Here is a 1,067-nt window from a genome sequence, read left to right on the forward strand (position 1 = left end):
CTGACTGACCAAGCGACGGTCAACGTCACCGTGAATGCGGTGAACGACACGCCTGTGGTTGAAAGCAACATTGCAGACCAAACCTTGGCGGAAGATTTCACGCCATACAGCATCGATCTAAATACTGCTTTCAGCGATGTGGATAACGTGGATGGTGAGTTAACGTTTAGCGTCTCAGGCAACAGTAATGTCAATGTCTCAATAGAAAATGGCATTGCTACGTTCACTCCAACCGCGGACTGGAACGGCTCAGAAGCATTGACCTTTACTGCTACCGATCCAAGCGGTGAAAGCGTTAGCCAAACGGTGAACTTCACAGTTGCGCCTGTGGCGGACATCGTGGCAGATAAAGCGACGGTTGTGGAAGACACGCCAACCATCATCAAGGTCTTAGGTAACGACACGTTCGAAGGCGACGACAACGTGGTGTCGCTGGATACCAACAATGGACCAGCTAACGGCACGGTCTCGGTCAACCCGGATGGCAGCGTGACCTACACGCCGAATGACAACTACCACGGTACAGACAGCTTCACCTACATCGTTACGTCGGGTGGGGTATCAGAGTCCACCACGGTGAACGTCGATGTCACACCAGTCAACGATGCGCCAGTGGCAAACGATGACACGGCCATTACTGACGAAGACACGCCAGTGACGATTGATGTCCTGCCAAACGATACTGACATCGATGGTGATACATTACGTATTGACTCGGCGTCTGTGCCGAGTGACCAAGGGACAGTTGAGATTGTTGATGGCAAACTGGTGTTCACACCGGCCGAGAACTTCCATGGTGATGCCGAAATCACTTACACCATCACCGATGGTTCGCTGACTGACCAAGCGACGGTCAACGTCACCGTGAATGCGGTGAACGACACGCCTGTGGTTGAAAGCAACATTGCAGATCAAACCTTGGCGGAAGACTTTACGCCATACAGCATCGATCTGAATACGGCCTTCAGTGATGTGGATAACGCCGATGGTGAGTTAACGTTTAGCGTTTCTGGTAATAGCAACATTCAAGTGGCGATCGTCAATGGGATTGCTACGTTCACTCCAAC

Annotated in this window: 1 protein-coding gene; it reads left to right on the forward strand. The window is 51.5% G+C overall.

Annotated elements, in window-relative coordinates; translation table 11 throughout:
• Positions 1–1,067: tandem-95 repeat protein (locus tag R8N28_RS26800; protein WP_318183867.1), on the forward strand; the 1,067-nt coding region annotated here is incomplete at both ends.

Source organism: Vibrio sp. Vb1554, assembly GCF_033344235.1.